The 18,080-nt window shown below is 50.7% G+C and carries 22 protein-coding genes; 14 read left to right on the forward strand and 8 right to left on the reverse strand.

The genetic code is table 11. The annotated features are described in order from the left end of the window. Nucleotides 1–6 precede the first annotated feature (6 nt). The 3 genes from JHJ32_RS02160 (at nucleotide 7) to JHJ32_RS22985 (ending at nucleotide 2,577) form a co-directional block, all read left to right on the forward strand. Entirely contained in the window at nucleotides 7–1,089 is a 1,083-nt protein-coding gene (locus JHJ32_RS02160) for a zinc-binding dehydrogenase (protein WP_200119549.1), read from the forward strand. Then, the gene (locus tag JHJ32_RS02165; RefSeq protein WP_233632434.1) at nucleotides 1,086–2,339 is read left to right on the forward strand and encodes an MFS transporter; all 1,254 of its coding nucleotides are present in this window, start codon (nucleotides 1,086–1,088) and stop codon (nucleotides 2,337–2,339) included. The genes JHJ32_RS02160 and JHJ32_RS02165 overlap by 4 nt, the downstream gene beginning before the upstream one ends. Nucleotides 2,340–2,442: 103 nt before the next feature. Then, nucleotides 2,443–2,577, forward strand: coding sequence for a hypothetical protein (locus JHJ32_RS22985; protein ID WP_255539679.1), 135 nt, complete (start codon nucleotides 2,443–2,445; stop codon nucleotides 2,575–2,577). Nucleotides 2,578–2,621: 44 nt separating this feature from the next. On the opposite strand, the gene JHJ32_RS02170 is transcribed toward JHJ32_RS22985, so the two are convergent. Then, nucleotides 2,622–3,530: an NAD(P)/FAD-dependent oxidoreductase gene (locus JHJ32_RS02170; RefSeq protein WP_200119551.1), complete on the reverse strand. Its 909-nt coding sequence runs from the start codon at nucleotides 3,528–3,530 to the stop codon at nucleotides 2,622–2,624. A 50-nt stretch (nucleotides 3,531–3,580) separates the two neighbouring features. Next, nucleotides 3,581–4,138, reverse strand: coding sequence for a TetR/AcrR family transcriptional regulator (locus JHJ32_RS02175; RefSeq protein WP_079715006.1), 558 nt, complete (start codon nucleotides 4,136–4,138; stop codon nucleotides 3,581–3,583). 186 nt (nucleotides 4,139–4,324) lie between these two features. On the opposite strand from JHJ32_RS02175, the gene JHJ32_RS02180 reads away from it, so the two are divergent. Beyond that, the gene (locus tag JHJ32_RS02180; protein ID WP_139378478.1) at nucleotides 4,325–4,741 is read left to right on the forward strand and encodes a hypothetical protein; all 417 of its coding nucleotides are present in this window, start codon (nucleotides 4,325–4,327) and stop codon (nucleotides 4,739–4,741) included. A 97-nt stretch (nucleotides 4,742–4,838) separates the two neighbouring features. Then, nucleotides 4,839–6,083 (forward strand): dipeptidase, encoded by a 1,245-nt coding sequence (locus JHJ32_RS02185; RefSeq protein WP_200119553.1) that lies wholly within the window; start codon nucleotides 4,839–4,841, stop codon nucleotides 6,081–6,083. A gap of 32 nt (nucleotides 6,084–6,115) precedes the next feature. On the opposite strand, the gene JHJ32_RS02190 is transcribed toward JHJ32_RS02185, so the two are convergent. Further along, nucleotides 6,116–7,285: a glycosyltransferase family 4 protein gene (locus tag JHJ32_RS02190; protein ID WP_200119555.1), complete on the reverse strand. Its 1,170-nt coding sequence runs from the start codon at nucleotides 7,283–7,285 to the stop codon at nucleotides 6,116–6,118. A 174-nt stretch (nucleotides 7,286–7,459) separates the two neighbouring features. Here JHJ32_RS02190 and JHJ32_RS02195 point away from each other — a divergent pair, with 174 nt between their 5' ends. From JHJ32_RS02195 to JHJ32_RS02230, 8 genes are all read left to right on the forward strand, one after another. Continuing rightward, nucleotides 7,460–7,810, forward strand: coding sequence for a hypothetical protein (locus tag JHJ32_RS02195; protein WP_079715010.1), 351 nt, complete (start codon nucleotides 7,460–7,462; stop codon nucleotides 7,808–7,810). A 31-nt stretch (nucleotides 7,811–7,841) separates the two neighbouring features. Next, entirely contained in the window at nucleotides 7,842–9,182 is a 1,341-nt protein-coding gene (locus JHJ32_RS02200) for a DEAD/DEAH box helicase (protein WP_079715011.1), read from the forward strand. Continuing rightward, nucleotides 9,179–9,427 carry a hypothetical protein gene (locus JHJ32_RS02205; protein WP_079715012.1) on the forward strand — a complete coding sequence of 83 codons (249 nt, stop codon included), beginning with the start codon at nucleotides 9,179–9,181 and terminating at the stop codon, nucleotides 9,425–9,427. Before JHJ32_RS02200 ends, JHJ32_RS02205 begins: the two co-directional genes overlap by 4 nt. Before the next feature lie 51 nt (nucleotides 9,428–9,478). After that, on the forward strand, nucleotides 9,479–9,829 hold the full coding sequence (gldC, locus tag JHJ32_RS02210) for a gliding motility protein GldC (protein ID WP_079715013.1): 351 nt from the start codon (nucleotides 9,479–9,481) through the stop codon (nucleotides 9,827–9,829). 49 nt (nucleotides 9,830–9,878) lie between these two features. Continuing rightward, the gene (locus JHJ32_RS02215) at nucleotides 9,879–10,286 is read left to right on the forward strand and encodes an EVE domain-containing protein (protein ID WP_079715014.1); all 408 of its coding nucleotides are present in this window, start codon (nucleotides 9,879–9,881) and stop codon (nucleotides 10,284–10,286) included. Nucleotides 10,287–10,343: 57 nt separating this feature from the next. After that, nucleotides 10,344–11,837: a tetratricopeptide repeat protein gene (locus tag JHJ32_RS02220; protein ID WP_200119557.1), complete on the forward strand. Its 1,494-nt coding sequence runs from the start codon at nucleotides 10,344–10,346 to the stop codon at nucleotides 11,835–11,837. Between the two features lie 9 nt (nucleotides 11,838–11,846). Next, nucleotides 11,847–12,284 carry a sensor histidine kinase KdpD gene (locus tag JHJ32_RS02225; RefSeq protein ID WP_200119559.1) on the forward strand — a complete coding sequence of 146 codons (438 nt, stop codon included), beginning with the start codon at nucleotides 11,847–11,849 and terminating at the stop codon, nucleotides 12,282–12,284. A gap of 99 nt (nucleotides 12,285–12,383) precedes the next feature. Continuing rightward, nucleotides 12,384–12,596, forward strand: coding sequence for a hypothetical protein (locus JHJ32_RS02230; RefSeq protein WP_079715016.1), 213 nt, complete (start codon nucleotides 12,384–12,386; stop codon nucleotides 12,594–12,596). A 22-nt stretch (nucleotides 12,597–12,618) separates the two neighbouring features. Here the strand turns inward: JHJ32_RS02230 and JHJ32_RS02235 are convergent, their stop codons facing one another. The 3 genes from JHJ32_RS02235 to JHJ32_RS02245 all read right to left on the reverse strand — a co-directional run bounded on the left by JHJ32_RS02235 (nucleotide 12,619) and on the right by JHJ32_RS02245 (nucleotide 15,104). Next, entirely contained in the window at nucleotides 12,619–13,143 is a 525-nt protein-coding gene (locus JHJ32_RS02235; protein ID WP_200119561.1) for an acyl-CoA thioesterase, read from the reverse strand. 15 nt (nucleotides 13,144–13,158) lie between these two features. Then, on the reverse strand, nucleotides 13,159–14,091 hold the full coding sequence (locus tag JHJ32_RS02240; protein WP_200119562.1) for an SDR family oxidoreductase: 933 nt from the start codon (nucleotides 14,089–14,091) through the stop codon (nucleotides 13,159–13,161). 77 nt (nucleotides 14,092–14,168) lie between these two features. Beyond that, the gene (locus tag JHJ32_RS02245; protein ID WP_200119563.1) at nucleotides 14,169–15,104 is read right to left on the reverse strand and encodes a glycoside hydrolase family 43 protein; all 936 of its coding nucleotides are present in this window, start codon (nucleotides 15,102–15,104) and stop codon (nucleotides 14,169–14,171) included. Between the two features lie 248 nt (nucleotides 15,105–15,352). Here JHJ32_RS02245 and gnd point away from each other — a divergent pair, with 248 nt between their 5' ends. After that, complete coding sequence (gnd, locus tag JHJ32_RS02250; protein WP_079715379.1) at nucleotides 15,353–16,807, forward strand: decarboxylating NADP(+)-dependent phosphogluconate dehydrogenase; 1,455 nt, start codon at nucleotides 15,353–15,355, stop codon at nucleotides 16,805–16,807. Between the two features lie 141 nt (nucleotides 16,808–16,948). Here gnd and JHJ32_RS02255 read toward each other — a convergent pair whose 3' ends face one another. Next, nucleotides 16,949–17,599 carry a lipoprotein signal peptidase gene (locus tag JHJ32_RS02255; protein ID WP_079715020.1) on the reverse strand — a complete coding sequence of 217 codons (651 nt, stop codon included), beginning with the start codon at nucleotides 17,597–17,599 and terminating at the stop codon, nucleotides 16,949–16,951. 92 nt (nucleotides 17,600–17,691) lie between these two features. After that, entirely contained in the window at nucleotides 17,692–18,078 is a 387-nt protein-coding gene (locus JHJ32_RS02260) for a TraR/DksA C4-type zinc finger protein (protein ID WP_079715021.1), read from the reverse strand. Nucleotides 18,079–18,080 lie beyond the last annotated feature (2 nt).

Consider the following 18,080-nt stretch of genomic DNA (forward strand, 5'->3'; position numbering starts at 1 on the left):
AATAGGATGAAAAAAAGCACACACCCCACCGGGGAAATCATGGTGTTTTCCGGAGCCGGACAGCCCCTGGAAGCGCGTTCGTATCAAGTCCCCCGCCTTCAGGCGGGGGAAGTGCTGGTGGCCAATCTTTATACGACACTTTGCGGTAGCGATTTACATAGTTTTTCCGGGAAACGGAACGAAAAAACACCATCTGTATTGGGCCATGAAATTGTGGGGCGTGTCATTGCTATTGATGAGCAGCACGCCGGCAGGGACCATGCAGGCCTGCCTTTAAGCGTCGGAGACATCGTGACCTGGTCAATTTTCGCATCGGACGCAAATTGCCAGTTATCCCGGCAGGGCATGCCGCAAAAGGGGGATAACCTGTTCAAATACGGTCACGAGTTGTTGACCGAGGAGGACGCCTTTCATGGTGGTCTGGCGGAGTACTGCATACTGCGGCCTTATACTGTTATCTTAAAGGTTCCGGAAGGGATTCCCATACCGGTAGCGGCAACGATCAACTGCGCCATCGCTACCGTGGCTGGGGCGTTGCGCATGGCTAGGGATATTCAGGGTAAGCGGGTATTGATCACCGGCATGGGACTCCTGGGGGTTGCTTGCGCTGCTATGTGCAAAGATGCGGGGGCTTGCCAGGTCATCGCTGCAGACGTCAGTGACCGGCGCTTATCGCAAGCCATGTTGTTTGGTGCAGACGCAGTGGTCTACTTAAGTCGAGGTGAGCGCATACCTCCAGCTACGGTCGACATCGCCTTCGACATGAGCGGTTCGCCGCAGGCGATGGAAATGGGACTGGAAACGCTGTCCTACGGTGGAACGGCGATATGGGTCGGCGCGGTGTTTGGTGATCGTAAGTTAGCCATGGATGCTGAAAGCATCGTCAGGCGTTTGCTAACGATCCGGGGGCTGCACAACTATAACTATGAAGATATTCAATATGCTCTCGATTTTATGACACGCAATACGCTGAAATACCCATTTTCAAGCGTGGTGGAAAAAGAGTTCCCGCTTTCGCAGGCCCAGCAGGCGTTTGAATATGCGATTTCTCATAAGCCACTACGTGTGGGTATTAGAATAGGGGAATGATGGCGGGGAATTTCCGAAAAGAGCAATGGAAGATGTTGTTCATCACCATGTTCTGCTACCTGTTTTTTTATACGGGCAGACATAACTTTGGGTGGGCGGCACAGGGGATGGCCACGGCACTGGACATCCCTTACGCCATGATCGGATGGATTAGCTTTTCGATGCTTATCGGATACGGCATCGGTCAGTTTATCAACGGAAACCTTGCCGACCGCTTCAGCCCACGAATGATGATTCCTTTAGGCGCCATCCTGTCGGTATTCGCCAATTTTGCGGTCAGCTATGCTCAGTCACCCACCACCGTGATCCTGCTATGGGCGCTGAATGGGTACTTCCAATCCATGGCTTGGGCACCTGGGGGTAAACTGATTACCAATTGGTGGTCAGAAGCCGAGCACGGCAAGGCGTTCGGCTTCTATACCATGGCTGCCGGCTCCTCTTCCGCTGTTACGTATCTGCTGTCCATCTACCTCCTGCAAGCAGGCATGGAATGGCAGATGCTTTTCCGCATACCTGTACTTTTGTTGCTTGTTGCATCGGTGGTCTTTTTTTTTATTGCGCGCGACAAGCCGTCAGACAAAGGGTACGGCAGTGTCCAAAAAAAAGACGATGGCTCTCCCGCGCCGGCGCCACGCGGCACGTTGAAGTCAAGGTACGCAGCTGTTTTCTCCAACCGTAGTTTTTTGACTGCTTGTGTAGCCATCGGCTTTCAGAGTATGGCCCGCTACGGCCTGATTTTTTGGGTGCCTATCCATTACCTTGGGCATAGCTGGAAAGAAGACTCAACCAATCTGTGGGTCACTTTTTTGATGCCGGTGGGAATGGCATTCGGGGCATTGGCATTCGGCATTATATCCGATACGCTGTTTAAGCACAATAAATTAGCGTCTATACGCTTCGGAATGGTAGCCAGCGCTTTACTCGCGATGCTGATCTATTGGGCACCTATTGAAAACGTTGTGCTCAGTGGCGTGCTGATGTTGCTCACGGGCTTCTTTGTCTATGGTCCGCAAGCGAATTTCTGGGCGTTGTGCCCGGAACTGCTGGGGAGCACGAACACCGGCACCGGTATCGGGGTAATGAACACTACGGCTTATTTTTTTGCCGCAGTTGGCGAACCGATGCTGGGTTATATCGTGGACTGGAGCCAAAGTACGTCTTCCATCTTTGCGGCTATTGCAGTAATCGCGGCTTTATCGGCCATTTCCATTTCGCTTGTCCGTACCGATAATCGTCAAGTATCCGGTTGACCGTGCTGATATAAGCGATAAGTGCAATTGTTCTAGCTATCACATAATCGATAGAAAAATGTACCTTTGTAAAGATAATAGGGTTGTTTTAAGTAAACTTGTGATGATAGACATACGAAAAAGTAGCCGCCTGCTGGAAAACAAAGTGGTACGAATCGGTCTGTTTGCCCTTTCTGCTTATGCCATTTATGCATTTGGTAAAAGTATGGGCGAGTTTATCTACTACCTTCTGCATTAGTACTCCCCATACAGAAGGAGTGCGACGTCTTGCCAACAAGGTGGTCACAGTCCTTCAGTGATCAGCTCATGGTTGACAAACGCACCGGCGGTGGTTCCTGCTGCGACTGCTGACGCTACACTGCGCATCTTTACGGCGTTGTCACCTGCTGCGTATATGCCCGGCACTGTGGTTCGCTGAAAGCCATCCACCTTGACGTGCCCCGAATCCAGCAATTCGCATCCCAACTGCTCCAGCAATGTGCTGTGCTGCACAAAGGGTAGCGCGGCGTACAGCGCTTTTAGCGCGTATGAGCTGCCGTCTGCCAATACGATGTGTTCAATGTGGCCTGATGTATGTACGAGCCGTTGCACCGGGGTAGGCACCACGGCAATTCCCAGAGCTGTGAGTTGCCTGACCTGATCGTCGGCAATTGTCGGCTCACCATTGGTAAATACGGTGAGCTGCTTAGTCCAGTTGTGTATCAACCTGCTTTTTTCGAAGGCCATCTCGCCATTGACCAATAGGCCGGTGGACAGATTGCGGTATTCGTAGCCGTGGCAATAGGGGCAATGTATTGCAGATATGCCCCAGCATGCGGAAAACCCGTCGATTGCTGGCAACTGATCCTTGATGCCGGTTGCAAACACGATTTTTCTGGCCGCGATCTGCTTTCCCGTGGCTGTTTTTAGTTGGAAACTTAGGTTTTCGCCGGAGACATCAATGACCTCGTCATGCACAATTTGTACCGTAGGGTAGGCAAGTACTTGCTCACGTCCGATCGCCGCAATGGCAGCAGGGGTGTTGCCGTCCTGCGTAAGGAAATTATGCGAATGAGGGGTTTGCGCGTTGCAGGGTTTACCGCTGTCAACGATGAGTACTCGGCGTATAGACCGGCCCAGTGCCATACCGGCAGCGAGGCCTGCATAGCTGCCACCGACGATTACGGCGTCAAAACTTGATTGTTGTTGCATACGAAGAGGGTTAAATGTCTCAAAGATGGGACATGGTGGTACAAAAAAATTTAAATTCCGATTCCTTTGCTAAATGAAAACCACGCAAATTGCTTCTGGCTTAACCGGGCTACTGCACCCGTGCTGTCAGCGCTCACTGCCGTGTTCACTACGCCGCTGAAAAAGCAGTATATCCATTCGGCAGTAAGGTGCTTGGTGATGATTGCCTGTTCCTGTAAGTGTACAATGAATTGAAGAAAGCGTCGGTGCATGGCTTCATAGGCCGCGCAATCATCATTGGCGCTGCGGTGGTCGTGATCTTCGCTATGATGCAATTTATGGAAAAAAGCGTATTTCACCCCGCAATCTATCGCGGCATATAATAGCTGCTCCAACTGCCATGCGGGATCGCCCGGATTATCAAGCGCGGCCGTTATTGCCTCGCTACAGCGCTTACGGATGTCTTTGCTACAGGCAGCCAGCAGTTCGCGGCGATCTTTAAAATAACGATGGAGTGTCCGCCGCGTCACGGACGCTTTTTCGGCTACCCTTTCCAATGAGGCCGACTGGTCGTCGTTGAAAATAGCGATAGCCGTATCTACGATTCGTTGTTTGGTGTCTACTAACATATGATGACACAATTATAGGATTAATTTCTCGTTTGTGTGACATTTTAATGTCAAAAGCGTGGAAATCCGGCGGTCATGGTATCAACGATTTCGCATAAACGGAAAAATTGGTTATCCTTGGCAGCGGTTAGATGCTTGCGGATTAACCATGCACCAGGTATACCGTCACCGAAAGTTGAACGAACCATGTACCAATCACGCCGGGAGGATTATATTGAGCGACTGATTAAGCGTTTCTTCGAAGCACTTGAACGGATCAAAAGCAAGGGCAGTCCAGCCCTGGATGACGCTTTGCCCGAGATGCAGGATGATCTCGCGTTGCTTTACGAGGAATACTTTGACATCAGGCGCGTGGATATGCTCCGGTTACCGGACAAGACGCTGCTTGACACGGTTGACCGATTGCATGAACTGCAGCTGCGTCCGCTGGCGTTATTGTTGTATCACGATGCCCTGCAGCAGTCGTCCAATGTAGCGAAGTGCACGCTTTTAGGGCGATCGAAGTGGCTTTTGGAGCGTAGCCACGAAATAACCGGTCAAATCGACTTTGAAGATGTTCAAGTATTGAATCATATCGAGCAGGAACTTGCTGACGAGGCGTGATTTTGCAACATTTTTATAAAAAGATGGGCGTAAGTGCTGATCTTTGTTTAGTTTTAGAAGCAGAAACACAAATAACACCACTATCGACACGTTTTTTATGAATAAAATTGTTATGCCTATCACATTGGGCAGCATCGTGCTGTCAACCGTTGCCGTTTTCGGTCAAACGTACAATGATCCACAAATCAAAGCCAAGGCCGATGCTATCCATGCTTCTGCCTTGACGCTCGATACGCATTGTGACTTGCCGATGCTTTTGCACGCACGGCCGGACTTTGATGTGACCAAGGAACACAACCCCCGCACGACTGGCTCTAAGGTAGATTTTCCGCGGATCAAAAAAGGCGGTATGGATGCCATGTTCTTTGCGGTATACCTCGGGCAGGGACCCCGTACACCGGCGGGCAATGCGGATGCCAAGAGACGTGCGCTGGAGCTTTTTGACATTGTTCATCAGATCGCGGATGACCATCCTGACTTCGCTGGATTTGCAACGACCCCCGAGGAGGCGATGGCACTGGAAAAAGCGGGCAAGTTCGCGGTATTTACCGCAGTGGAAAACGGATGGGCTATTGGCAACGATTTGTCTCTGCTGAAGACCTATTATGATCTGGGTGCCCGGTATATGACGCTCTGCCATACCAGCAATAATGATATTTGTGACTCGTCAACCGATCCCAAAGGGCCCGAACATGGCGGACTTAGTCCGTTCGGCGTTGAAGTGGTGAAGGAAATGAACCGTCTGGGCATGATTGTGGACGTGTCGCATACGTCTGACAGCACCGTGTGGGATTGTTTGGAGCTTTCCGCTGCACCCATTGTGGCTACCCATAGCTCGGCGCGGGCGCTGTTTAATCATCCACGCAATCTTACGGACGACCAGATTAAAGCAATAGCGGCCAAAGGCGGCGTGGTCCAGATGAATATGCTTAGCGGCTACCTGAAAGCGGGCAACGCTGGGCGTGCTAAAGCCTTGCAGGCCCTCCGCGAAAAGTATCCGAGGGGCGCTGAACTATCCGAGGCGCAGCAGCAGGCGAGGGCTGCGGAAATGCAGGAGATCAATAAAAGATTTCCCGAAGAACTTGCTACGCTACAGACTGTGGTGGACCATATCGACCACATCGTCAAGCTTGTAGGTGTCGATTACGTAGGCATTGGCCCTGACTTGGATGGCGGCGGCGGTGTTACGGGTATGTTTGATGTGAGCGAGATGGGCAACATTACCTATGAGTTGGTCAAGCGCGGTTATAGTGAGGAAGACATCAAAAAAATCTGGAGCGGAAACTTTTTCCGAGTGATGGAGGAGGCCCAGCGTGTTGCCGCCGAACTGAACAAGGGGTGATGGCATGGCATTGCGGCGGCTCTTGGGGGGCATCAGGTTGCCCGGGGACGTTGTGCGGTGACCGATTGATAGATATCGAGCAGGCGCGCTTTGTTCCGCTCGGCTGTATAGTGCTGTTCGTACGTTAGCCTGGCACCGTTGCCGATCCGCCGCCTGGATGCCTCATCCAGGTCAAGCCATTGCTGGAGCTTCTGGCGCAGGATGGTTGCATCACCGGCAGGGAAACGCCATCCGTTTTGCCCTTCGGTAATCATCGACCGCATGGCGCCTAAATCGCTGGCAATGACCGGCGTGCCCGCGGCGAACGCTTCCAGCAACGTGATGGGCATACCCTCGTACCAAATTGACGGAAAAACGAGTGCCGTGCAGCTGGCCAACTCGGCGTCGATTGCTGCTGGCCGCAGCGCGCCCAGGTAGGTGATATGGGGTTGCTTTTTTGTCGCTTCCTTGACCAGCTCCCGCAGTGGGCCATCGCCCGCAATCCGCAATCGGAGACCGGTAGTGCTAAACGCATCCAGCAATACCTTTACGCCCTTTTCTTCCGTAAGGCGCCCGACGAACAGGAAGTGTTTTTCCCGTGGTTGCCCGGATTGCCGGCTTCGGGTCACAAAATTCGGCTTAACTACAAATTTTTCCGCCGAGACATTGAACGATGAAACAATAAATAGTTGCCTGGCGAAGTCCGTCAGCGTAATGTACCGATCGACCTGTTGCCAGGTGCCTAATTTTTTATGTAGCCAAGTGGTGCTGGCCAGCCAGCACGTCTTGAATATGGAATGACTATGTACGCCTAACCGGATAGCCTTCCAAGGGTACTGCGCACGCAGGCTTGATGTAAACAGCTTTCCATGATGGAACAATGTGGCCGATGGGCATAACAGCCGATAATTATGCAGCGTCATCACGACGGGGATACCCATCCGTTTGGCAATAACAACCGCAATGGGCCCGATGGCATAGTGCAGGTTATGGATGTGGATAAGGTCGGGCTGATGGCGCTGGATGGCTTGTTTTATCCGTTGGGCAGCCCACACATTCCATGGCGACCATAGTGTCTGCCACACTCCCCGCCACCCCTTTCGGTTCTTGAACGTAAGGGATGACACCGTTTCCGTGGTGGAGAGTAAGATCCGTTCCTGCTCGAAAACCGCATCTTCGCCCCCGGGGTCCTGATAGTGGTTGTGTAGAATGAGTATACGCATAGCGTGAATGTAGGCAAAGCTACGAAATGTAAGGCGTTATCGGGGGGGCGCACGGCAAATTTCGGATTTTGAGCAATCTGCAAACAGCGGTCGTGCACCCGTTATTGCGCCTTGGGGAAAAAACCTTATCTTTAAGCCATCATCTAAGCATATTGTCAAACGTAACCCTCGCCTATGAAAAAAAAATGTTTAGATTGCGGTGAGCCGTTGGCTGGCCGTGCTGACAAGAAATTCTGCGATGACGCCTGCCGTAGCAACTACAACAACAGGCGGAATGCCGAAGAAAACGGCTACCTCCGTCGAGTAAATAGTATCCTGAAACGGAATCGGAAGATTCTCGAAACCCTTAATCCTGAAGGCAAGGTAAAAGTAAGGTGGAAAACGCTTGTCAGTGCCGGTTTTAATTTTGACTACATCACCGACATGTATGAAACCAACAACGGCAGCCAATATCGCTTTTGTTATGAATACGGCTATTTGCTGCTGGATAATGATGAAGTACTGTTGGTGAAACGAAAGAACTAAGCAATACCTTCATTTTTGCTATCTTTGCGGGATGGAGCGGAATACCTTTTCGGATTTCAAATTCAACAGACAAATCCTGAATGCCATCGAGGATGCGGGGTATTCGGCACCAACGCCCATCCAGCGGAAAGCCATTCCGCCGATCTTGTCGGGCCAGGATGTCATGGGCATAGCACAGACAGGCACGGGTAAAACTGCGGCTTTCGTGTTGCCGATTTTGATGAAACTCAATTATGCCCAAGGCAATGATGCGCGGGCACTTATCCTCTCGCCGACACGCGAACTGGCCATGCAAATCGAAGAAAACATCCGTTTGTTTGCTAAATACACAGACTTGCGAACGGTCGTACTCTACGGCGGCCTTGGCCCTAAAACGCAAATTACGGCGCTTGAACAGGGCGTGGATATCATCGTGGCTACGCCGGGTCGGTTTCTCGACTTGTACCTCGCGGGGCATATTGCCACCAAATCCCTGAAAGTGCTCGTGATGGATGAGGCAGATAAAATGATGGATATGGGATTCATCGGTAAACTGCACAGGATATTGGAGGTGGTGCCCCGAAAGCGGCAGAATCTGCTCTTCTCCGCCACCATGAGCGAACTGGTGCACAAAATTGCGGGGGACTTCCTGGCGTTCCCAACCATCGTCGAAGTGACCGAACAGGCCACGCCGGCTCAAACAGTAAGACAAACATTGTATTACGTTCCCAACCTTAAAACTAAAATCAATTTGCTGCAGCACTTGCTTAAGGACGATGAAACACTGCACCGGCTCATCGTGTTCTGCAAGACCAGGGCGGTGGCAGACAACGTATTCAGTTTCGTCGAACGTAGATACGGTGCGGAAAACGTCCGCGTGATCCACGCCAATAAAGGACAAAACACGCGGATAAATTCCATCAACGCATTTAAGGAAGGCGATATCCGGATACTGGTGGCCACGGATGTCGCGGCACGTGGCCTGGATGTAAGCAACGTGAGCCATGTAATCAATTTCAATGTGCCCATCGTCATCGAGGATTATGTGCACCGTATAGGCCGTACGGGCCGTGCATTCCAGACGGGCGATGCCATCACCTTCTGCAATCCGGCAGAGGAATATTACATCCGTAAAATCGAAAAGCTAATCCGCCAACAGATTCCGGTGGCTGATATCCCCGAAGGGGTGGAAATAGCCGAAACCGGATTTGAAGAACGGCAGGCCATAGCACGGGAAATAGACGCACAGAAACGGAAGGATAATCCGGAATTTAAAGGTGCGTTCCATGAAAAGAAGGTAGCCAATCAAAAAAAGAACGGCCGGTCCCCGCAAAAAACTAAGCGGAATACAGCCTATGCAGGCAAACCAAAGTCGATCCGGAAGAAGCGATGAGACAGCTGAGGATTACTCCACTGAATATCGCATCGGCGTTGCTCATGACTTGGTTGCTGTGGCAAATTGTCGCCGAAGGAATCGGAATGGGTACAGCCGGGTGGTTTTTGTTACTTTTGTTGGTATTGGTTGCCGCCGACCAGTTCTTCAGGTTGATGCTCCGCAACCTGAAACGCGTGTGGATGGCCGAAGGCGTATTCGTGCTGCTGGTAGTGGTGTTGGTTTGGATTTTAAGGGCGTGGTAGCGCCTTACAATGGCGAGCCGATTATGGATTAACAAATTATTCTAAACGATAATGAAAAAAGCAGAAATAAAACTAACCATCGAACTGGACGACAATAACGTTCCGGATAATATTACCTGGGAATCGACAGATGGCGAAAGCACGGAGGCCTTGCCGGCTAAGGCTATGTTTCTGGCCTTGTGGGACCACCACTATAAAAATTCTTTGCGCATCGACCTATGGACCAAAGATATGCCGTTGGATGAGATGAAGCGTTTTTTCTATGAAACGTTGCAAACCTTGGGAGATACCTTTATCCGTGCCTCGGGAGATGACGCCATGGCGAAAGCCGTCATCGGCGACCTGCGCGATTATTGCGAGCATTTTGCGGAGAAAATGGAAGTAACGCAGAAGCAGAATTAACCGATAAGCCTAAAGCCCAGACCCCAAAGCAAGCAAAAGCACAACAGTTATGAACTACTTTTTAGTAAAATCAGAGCCGTTCAAATACAGCTGGCAGCAGTTTCTTAAGGACAAGCAAACCTTTTGGGACGGTGTGCGCAATTATCAGGCGCGCAACAGTTTGCAGGCGATGAAAACAGGCGATTTGGTTTTGTTTTACCATAGCAATGAAGGCAAGGAAGTGGTGGGCATTGCTAAGGTGGTGAAGGAGTACTATCAGGATCCGACCACGACTGACGAACGTTGGGTTGTCGTAGATTTGGCTCCCGTGGAAACGCTCAAAAAACCTGTCACGTTGGAAACAATTAAAGCCGATCCCCTACTTCAAAATATAGCCTTGGTACGCCAAGGTCGACTTTCTGTGATGCCTCTTACGAGGGAAGAATTCGACCGTATTGTGGCGTTGGGCGCGGGTTGACAAATTGCGGCTGACGGTATCGGCGGCAGGTATGGGTTCAAATTCAAAGCGAGATCGATGAGTCGGATACAGCTTGTTTTGATCCTGTTGTTCCTGGGCTCGGGACTGCCGGGGCAAGGACAGGTAAAGGAAATAACGGCATTAAGGGGACAAGCTGACGCGGCGACGGACAGTGTCCAACGAATGAAGACGTTCGTGCGTTTGGGCAAGATGTATGTCAATCGCTCGTTGGATTCCTGCTATTACTTCAGTGCAAGCGCCCTGGAGTTGGCCAAGCGCATAGACGATAAGCGAGGCGAAGCGGAAGCGTTGAATATCCTGGCCTTTTACTACATCGAAAAGGGCAACCCGTATCTTGCCTATAAGTATGCCAACGAGTCCTTGGCCATTTTCGAGAAATTGGGCATCGAAGAGAAGGTCTGCGAAGTAACGATGAACATCGGTGTGCTGCTCGGCCGCGAAGGCAAGCCGGATCAGGCACTGTCGCAGTTTGAAAAGGCTTATCAGATGAGCCTGCAGTTGAAGCAGGACTCCATCCAGCCCTCGATCATCCTCAATATGGCGTTTCCCAAATCTTTCCACGCCACACTTCCCGAACTCAACCAATTGTATGACAAAGCGCATGCCATTGCGGCGAAGAATAAGGACGAGCGTGTCATGCTTTCCATCAAGCAAGCGCGTACCGCCATGAAATTCTTCAAGGGGATGGATGTCAGGCAGGTCATAGCCGAACAGCACGAGGTGATCCGGGAAACGCAGGAGAAAGGATATGAGTACCTCACGGCAATGTCCTACATGGAAATGGGCAACATGTTTCTGCAATTGGATGTCGATAGCGCACTGCATTATTATGAAGCCGCGATAGCGCTTGCGAAAAACACGGGGTACGATGTGCTGCACTACCATACGCTGACACAGGCTTATGAAGCGTTGAAACGCCAACGGCCCATGCCCGCCAAAGCCAACGAATATGGGAATATCCTATTGGAAATGTCCAGGCAGAAACAGTTGGACAACCAAAAGGAAGGCATTAGCTTCCTCGAATTGGCCATCAAGGAAAAGGAAGTCGAAATCGCAACTGCAAAGCACCAATTGCGCCGCACATGGCTGATGCTCCTCCTGGCAATATGTGTGCTGGCGGTGGCGTTTATCGTGGCGGTGTATAGGCAATACCGGCTGAAACGTAAGCTGGCGGCGAGCCTCGCAATCACCAATAAACAACTGGAGGAGAAAAACAGGTTGTTGGAGACAAACAATGAATTCCACCAAAAGCTCATTTCCATGCTGTCGCATGACCTTCGTCAGCCCTTTTCATCCATCCTGATGATGAGGGGAGAAGGCATCACGGAATATATGAGCAAGGAAGATTTGCTGTATGTGTTTGACCAAATCTACCAATCGGCCAATACGGGGCTGCAAGCATTGGATGGCCTGCTACACTGGATGAAGCTGCAGGTGATCGGGTTGGCTTATTCCCCTTCGGTTGTGAACCTTAAGAACAACATCGACGAGGCATTGGCATTCAACAGCGGTGTGATAGCGAAGAAATAGCTTGAGGTCATGCTGTTCGTTCCGGAAATGTATGAAGTAAAAGCGCAGCGGGAAATGCTACTCTTTGTCAACCGCAATATCATCCACAATGCCGTCAAACATGCGCCTGAAAAAGGGCAGTTGGCCATCACCGCCACACTGCGCGATGCGGACCATCAGATCACGGTGTGTATTGCCGACAACGGCGGGGGTATTCCTGCAGATGTACTGCCTTATTTGTTCCAGAAAGATAAGCCCGCTGGCCAGCAGGCTTCCGAATCGCGCGGTTCGGGCTTGGCGCTGATAATCTGCCACGAAATGGTTTCAACAATGGACGGTGACCTGTGGGCGGCGAACAACGACGATGCAGGCGCCAGCTTTTACTACAGCCTTCCTCTTGCCTTGGTGGATGGGCATGATGCAGACTTGCCGGCGTCGGCCACGGACGGTAGCGTTACGCAGCCGTAACGAGGTTTGGCGATGGATTACCGTGGTATGCAAGCCGGGATTCGGTAAAATAAAAACATTTTCCCGCAGACTTTGTTGGTTACTTCAAAAAGCAACCATATGGCAAGGACCGTAGGAATTATTTTAGTTGTCGTTGGCGCAATCATGCTGGCCTGGACCGGCTTCTCGTTTACGCGCAAAGAAAAAGTCGTTGATATCGGTTCAGTGGAAATTTCCGCTGACAAGAAAGAACGGGTTAACTGGTCGCCTTACGTTGGCGGGATAATATTGGTAGCCGGTGTGGTCCTGCTGGTTATTCCGCGAAGGAGATAATGATAGATGTCGCGCCGGCGACCTATTCTTTTACCACTTCACGAAACAGGTTCTGAAGTTCTTTCGCGTCTTTCGGTTTGAGCTTACCCGCCAGAATCAACCGGAGCTCTCGCCGCTGCAGTGCCTCATTGTACAATTTTTTCTCCTCATCGGTTTCGGGTATCAGCTGCGGGACAGTAATTGTACGGCCATTCTGATCAATTGCAACGAACGTATAAAAGGCTTCGTTTGACAGGATCTTGGTACCCGAGGGAATGTTCTGCGCCGACACCACGAGGCGTACTTCCACGGAAGTGTTGAACGCGCGGGTGACCTTCGCCTCAATGCTGATGACGTCGCCCAGCTTTACCGGATGTTTGAAGGACACATTATCTACAGAAGCAGTTACTACGATACGGTTGCAATGCTTTTGGGCGGAGATCGCAGCGGCAATATCCATCCAATGGAGCAGGCGTCCTCCCATTAAGTTGTTGAGTGTATTGGTATCATTGGGGAGTACCAATTCGTTCATGATGGTATAGGATTCGCGGGCAAACTTCTGGGTCATGTTGTAAAGATGAAATTATTTTTCCGCTTTCAGTTGACGGTCTACCACTGCCAGCCCTTCCGAAAAACTGTGCGGCTCATATCCAAGCACGGTACGTGCCTTATCCAATAGGAAACCTGTACGTTTGGGCCTGGGTGCCGCCTGGTTCAGCGTAGCGGAGCTTACCTGGCTAATCAGGGACTTGTCTAACCCCCAGAAATCGGCAACAGCCGCTACCAGTTCATCGATTGAAAACATGTCCTTGCCTGAAATGTGATAGAGGCCTTCCGCCTCTTTGGTGGCGGCAAGGAGGCAGGCTTGCGCCAAATCCTCGGCTAAGGTGGGCATGCGCCATTGGTCGTTGACGACCTTGAGCGGTTGCCCTTTTTCCAGTGCACCCTTGGCCCACAGCACAATATTGCTGCGGCTCATATCGGCTACCACACCATATACCAGTATGGTGCGAAGGATGGCCCACTTGCTATGTGACTGCTGGATGATACGCTCAGCATCCAGCTTGCTTTGACCGTAAAGGCTTAAGGGATTGGGGATAGCGTCCTCTGCATAAGGTCCTTCCGCGCCATCGAAAATAAAATCTGTGGACAGGTGGATGAGGTGGATGCCAAACGCTTCGCTTAAGGATGCCAGTTCGGCGACTGCGCCGACATTCAGCTTCCGGCAGCCTTCAGGATCCTGTTCGCAGGCATCCACATTGGTCATTGCAGCGGTGTTTATGATGGCATCCGGCCGATATTCAGCAACGACTTCTCGAAGCCGTTGCTCATTGAGGATGTCCAGATCAATGTATGAATAGCCTTCTTTCACAGGATGGCGGTTTTCCCCCTTGGAAGTGGCTATCAGGTCAATGGCTGGGTCAGCAAGCGCCAAATCCGTAATTTTTTGGCCTAAAAGGCCGTTACTTCCCGTGACAAGGATTTTTTTTGTGTTTAATGATATGCCATTAGTCATCTGCTGAGTTCTTTATGTAATGGTGATCCGTGTGTCGAAACGTTTTGCCCAAAGATAGCAATACTTTTGTGCAACCACTACTGTTGATTGCCTAAGGGATGTCGTACGCCAGTGTGCGTCATCTTGACCGGCAGGATATAGCCCTCTTCATCGAAGTGCATTTCATCGATACAGGTAACCCGCTCGTTTGCACCTTTTTTATCCAACGGACGGCGATGGTATACGATGTACCACTGGTCTTGGCCGGGGACTTGGATGACCGAGTGGTGCCCCGCGCCCGTAGCGATTTCGGGATCTTGTTCTAAGATGGTGGCTACCCGTTCAAATGGGCCAAAGGGGGAGTCCGCGATTGCATAAGCTACCTTGTAATGCGGACCGCCCCATCCGCCTTCGGACCACATGAAGTAGTACTTGCCGTCTCGCATAAACATAAACGGCCCTTCTACGTACCCCTCGGGGGTGACTTCTTTATAAAGTTCACCGTCTTCGAAAGGTACCAAGCCGGTGAAGTCGTCGTTCAGTTTAACGATGTTGCAGTGCTTCCAGCCACCGTAGTACATGTAGTATGAACCGTCTTTATCTTTAAATACAAATTGGTCAATCGGTTGTGCACCATTGACAATTTCGTTGATCAGTGGTTTCCCCAATAAATCTTTGAACGGACCTTCGGGTTTGTCGGCTACAGCAACCCCGATGCCGCCCACCTCACCTTCGTGGACGTCGTTGGCCGCGAAAAAGAAGTAATACCGGCCATCTTTCTCCAGCACGCCGGGAGCCCACATGGCCCGTTTGGCCCATTTGACTTCGGCTGTATCGATGATGCGTGGATGTTTGGTCCAGTTGACAAGGTCCGGAGAAGAAAAGGCATCGAAAAACACCTGCTCCTCGTAAGGAGCCGAATACGTAGGATATACCCAAAAACGGTCGCCGTAGACAATGCCCTCCGGATCAGCGTACCAACCGGGGAAAACAGGGTTTTGCTGGGCCGATAGGCGTTGTGAAAGACCAAGCATGAAAAGCGACGTAAACGATAGGATGCAACAAGTACGAAAAATATTCATCAGCTATAAGGGTTTGTTTGCGCTAAAATACACTTTGATTTGCAATTTTGGGTAGAAAATTAGGGAAAATACATCATCCTTGGCGCGCTGCCGGCCGGGAATGCCCCGGCACGGTATCATAATAAAAACATTTTTCTTTTTTTGTCTTTTTTCGTAGTGCTTAAAGTATAACTTTGGGAGCAAACTAATTGGAGATGCGTATGCAAGAAAAATCTGATATAGGCGTCATTGGTATCGCCGTGATGGGGGAAAACCTCATCCTGAATATGGAGAGCAAAGGCTTTCATGTAACGGCCTACAACCGTACCGTGGATAAAGTAGAACGCTTCGTCAATGGCCGGGCAAAAGGCAAAAACATTTATGGGGCCACTTCCATCGAGGATTTGATCCGTTCGCTTAAAAGGCCCCGGAAAATCATGCTGATGGTCAAGGCGGGTAAGCCTGTGGACGACTTTATCGACCTGCTGATTCCGCATTTGGAACCTGGCGACATCATCATTGATGGTGGAAACTCGCATTTCCCCGACACGGAGCGCCGCACCAAATACGTGGAGAGTAAAGGATTGCTGTATATCGGTACCGGCGTCTCCGGAGGTGAAGAAGGCGCGCTTTTGGGACCATCGATCATGCCGGGTGGGTCAGCTGCCGCGTGGCCGGCCATCAAGCCGATTTTCCAAGCCATAGCCGCCAAAGTAGCTGACGGCACGCCCTGCTGCGATTGGGTGGGCGAAGGCGGTGCAGGGCATTTCGTGAAGATGGTGCACAATGGTATCGAATATGGCGACATGCAGCTCATCAACGAAACATACCACATGATGAAAGATGTGTTGGGCATGACGCCGGATGAGATGCATGAGGTATTTAAGGAATGGAATGAAGGGGAGCTTGACAGCTACCTCATTGAAATTACACGCGATATTTTGGCGTTTAAGGACGAGGACGGCCTGCCGTTGGTCGACAAAATTCTGGATACCGCAGGCCAAAAGGGTACAGGCAAATGGACAGGCACGGTGGCCCTGGAGCTGGGGGTGCCGCTGACGCTTATTGCTGAATCCGTTTTTGCCCGGTGCCTATCAGCGTTGAAGGACGAACGTGTGGCGGCTTCCAAAGTGCTACAGGGGCCTTTACCATCGTTTGACGGCGATAGACAGGCCTTTATTGACGACCTTCGCGACGCGTTGTATGCCGCAAAAGTAATCTCCTATGCACAGGGCTTTCAGATGATGGCCGTGGCAGCCAAAGAGTATGGTTGGAAGCTCAACTACGGTAGCATCGCTTTAATGTGGCGCGAGGGGTGTATCATCCGTTCGGCATTCCTGGGGAAAATCAAGGAAGCGTTTGATAAAAATCCTGACTTGCGGAATTTGATACTGGATGATTTCTTTAAAGAGAAAATACAAGCCGCCCAAAGCGGATGGCGTAAAGTCGTGGCAGCCGCGATTACCAACGGCATACCCGTACCGTGTCTCAGTGCGGGGTTGATTTACTATGATGGGTACCGGTGTGAGCGGTTGCCCGCCAACTTGTTGCAGGCACAACGTGATTATTTTGGCGCCCATACTTATGAGCGGCTGGATAGACCCCGTGGCGAATTTTTCCATACCAATTGGACGGGAAGGGGCGGAGAAACCTCCTCCACCACCTATGATGTGTAAGGTGCCGGGTATTAATAAATACCCCCGATAACAAAACAGCAGCGCCAAGTCACTTGACGCTGCTGTTTTGTTATATCGGCTTGTTTGTCCTTACGCGTTATGATCCCTTATTGGCTAGTCTTCCACGTTCTCTCCCCTTGATCAATCTTCCACCACTTCGCTATTATAGCTTTCTGGTTCGACGATTTCTTCCTTGAAATACCGTTTTTGATACAGTAGGATAAGCGCTACACCCACGGTAATGGCGGAGTCCGCAATGTTGAATACCGGACGGAAAAATAGAAAATCTTCGCCGCCCCAAATCGGCAGCCAAGAGGGAAACGTTCCCTTGATGATGGGGAAATAGAGCATGTCTACCACTTTGCCATGCAGCAAACTGGAATAGCCGCCTTCGGGCGGGAAAAGCCTTGCTTTTTCAAACCAGGTGCTCTCGCTGAAGATAAGGCCATAAAAGGTTGAATCAATGATATTGCCCATTGCCCCCGCAAATATCAGCGCCACATTCAGGATAAACCCGCGATGGTATTTGTGCTTGATCATGTAATGCAGGCCATAACCGATACCGGCCACTGCCGCGATGCGGAATAGGGACAGCGCCAACTTACCGGATTCGCCACCGAATTCAAGGCCGAACGCCATGCCATTATTCTCGGTAAAGTGAATGATAAACCAGTCGCCTAATATATTATATTCCTGTCCAAGCGTCATGTTGAGCTTTATCCATAGCTTGGAGAGCTGGTCTACCAGAAGCACTGATACAATTAGTATAAGGGGTTTAGTATAACCTTTCATGCTGTTAGCTGTCCGGCCGTCGGCTTGCCAGCTGTCGACTTCTCACCGGCGTAAAAAGCCGATTTCCGATAGCTGATTTCCGATAGCTGGTTCTAATATTGTTTCAATTTGGCTTCCATGCTCAAGGTCGTATGCGGTACTGCACGAAGACGCTCTTTCTGGATAAGTTTTCCTGTCTCGCGGCAAATACCGTACGTCTTGTTTTCGATACGCACCAATGCGGCCTCTAAGTTGTCTATGAATTTCTTTTGCCGGGCTGCCAATTGGTTGGTCTGTTCCTTTTCCAATGTGGCAGAGCCATCTTCCAAGGTTTTGAAAGTTCCTGCCGTATCGTCAGTTCCGTTGGCATTGCTTGCATTCAACGATTTGGTCAGGGCCGACAGCTCCTCCTTGGCTACACGGAGCTTTTCCAAGATAATTTCCTTGAATTCTTGCAATTCTGCGTCACTATACCGTGTTTTTTCGCTGTTGTTTGCCATAT

Source organism: Parapedobacter sp. ISTM3 (assembly GCF_016533505.1).
GTDB lineage: Bacteria > Bacteroidota > Bacteroidia > Sphingobacteriales > Sphingobacteriaceae > Parapedobacter > Parapedobacter luteus.

Coding starts and splice junctions, on each gene's coding strand:
- JHJ32_RS02215 (WP_079715014.1), top strand. CDS start 9,879: ATGAACTACTTTTTAGTAAAATCAGAGCCGTTCAAATACAGCTGGCAG.
- JHJ32_RS02200 (WP_079715011.1), top strand. CDS start 7,842: ATGGAGCGGAATACCTTTTCGGATTTCAAATTCAACAGACAAATCCTG.
- JHJ32_RS02255 (WP_079715020.1), bottom strand. CDS start 17,599: ATGAAAGGTTATACTAAACCCCTTATACTAATTGTATCAGTGCTTCTG.
- JHJ32_RS02240 (WP_200119562.1), bottom strand. CDS start 14,091: ATGACTAATGGCATATCATTAAACACAAAAAAAATCCTTGTCACGGGA.
- JHJ32_RS02175 (WP_079715006.1), bottom strand. CDS start 4,138: ATGTTAGTAGACACCAAACAACGAATCGTAGATACGGCTATCGCTATT.
- JHJ32_RS02195 (WP_079715010.1), top strand. CDS start 7,460: ATGAAAAAAAAATGTTTAGATTGCGGTGAGCCGTTGGCTGGCCGTGCT.
- JHJ32_RS02190 (WP_200119555.1), bottom strand. CDS start 7,285: ATGCGTATACTCATTCTACACAACCACTATCAGGACCCCGGGGGCGAA.
- JHJ32_RS02170 (WP_200119551.1), bottom strand. CDS start 3,530: ATGCAACAACAATCAAGTTTTGACGCCGTAATCGTCGGTGGCAGCTAT.
- JHJ32_RS02180 (WP_139378478.1), top strand. CDS start 4,325: ATGTACCAATCACGCCGGGAGGATTATATTGAGCGACTGATTAAGCGT.
- JHJ32_RS02230 (WP_079715016.1), top strand. CDS start 12,384: ATGGCAAGGACCGTAGGAATTATTTTAGTTGTCGTTGGCGCAATCATG.
- JHJ32_RS02160 (WP_200119549.1), top strand. CDS start 7: ATGAAAAAAAGCACACACCCCACCGGGGAAATCATGGTGTTTTCCGGA.
- JHJ32_RS02225 (WP_200119559.1), top strand. CDS start 11,847: ATGCTGTTCGTTCCGGAAATGTATGAAGTAAAAGCGCAGCGGGAAATG.
- JHJ32_RS02205 (WP_079715012.1), top strand. CDS start 9,179: ATGAGACAGCTGAGGATTACTCCACTGAATATCGCATCGGCGTTGCTC.
- gnd (WP_079715379.1), top strand. CDS start 15,353: ATGCAAGAAAAATCTGATATAGGCGTCATTGGTATCGCCGTGATGGGG.
- JHJ32_RS02220 (WP_200119557.1), top strand. CDS start 10,344: ATGAGTCGGATACAGCTTGTTTTGATCCTGTTGTTCCTGGGCTCGGGA.
- JHJ32_RS02260 (WP_079715021.1), bottom strand. CDS start 18,078: ATGGCAAACAACAGCGAAAAAACACGGTATAGTGACGCAGAATTGCAA.
- JHJ32_RS02165 (WP_233632434.1), top strand. CDS start 1,086: ATGATGGCGGGGAATTTCCGAAAAGAGCAATGGAAGATGTTGTTCATC.
- JHJ32_RS22985 (WP_255539679.1), top strand. CDS start 2,443: ATGATAGACATACGAAAAAGTAGCCGCCTGCTGGAAAACAAAGTGGTA.
- JHJ32_RS02185 (WP_200119553.1), top strand. CDS start 4,839: ATGAATAAAATTGTTATGCCTATCACATTGGGCAGCATCGTGCTGTCA.
- JHJ32_RS02235 (WP_200119561.1), bottom strand. CDS start 13,143: ATGACCCAGAAGTTTGCCCGCGAATCCTATACCATCATGAACGAATTG.
- gldC (WP_079715013.1), top strand. CDS start 9,479: ATGAAAAAAGCAGAAATAAAACTAACCATCGAACTGGACGACAATAAC.
- JHJ32_RS02245 (WP_200119563.1), bottom strand. CDS start 15,104: ATGCTTGGTCTTTCACAACGCCTATCGGCCCAGCAAAACCCTGTTTTC.